The 496-nt window shown below is 70.0% G+C and carries 1 pseudogene; it reads left to right on the top strand.

Annotated elements, in window-relative coordinates:
* Positions 1–496 (top strand): annotated as a pseudogene (locus tag KVS69_RS18715) (heavy metal translocating P-type ATPase); the annotation flags it as partial.

A 496-nucleotide genomic window follows, 5' to 3' on the forward strand; every position in this document is an offset into this window, starting at 1 on the left:
GCTGGTGCTCGCCATTCCGGGCTGGCGCTTCTATGAGAGGGGCTTCCCGGCGCTGTTCCGCCTGGGTCCCGACATGAACTCGCTGGTCGCGGTCGGCACGGCCGCGGCCTTCGGTTATTCGATGGTCGCCACGTTCGCGCCCAGTCTGCTGCCGGCCGGCACGGTGAACGTGTACTACGAGGCGGCAGCCGTCATCGTGGCGCTGATCCTGCTGGGCCGCTTTCTTGAGGCACGGGCCAAGGGCCGCACCTCCGAGGCCATCAAGCGCCTGATCGGCCTGCAGGCCAAGGAGGCGCACGTGCTGCGCGACGGCCGCATCGTGGACATCCCGATCGACGACGTGGCGCAGGGCGACATCGTGGAAGTGCGCCCCGGCGAGCGCGTGCCGGTCGATGGTGAAGTGGCCGAGGGCCGCAGCTTCGTGGCCGAGTCGATGATCACCGGCGGGCCGATCCCCGTCGAACAGGCGGAAGGCAGCACCGAGGTCGGCGGCACC

This window comes from Stenotrophomonas sp. GbtcB23, from assembly GCF_019091045.1.
Lineage (GTDB): Bacteria > Pseudomonadota > Gammaproteobacteria > Xanthomonadales > Xanthomonadaceae > Stenotrophomonas > Stenotrophomonas rhizophila_A.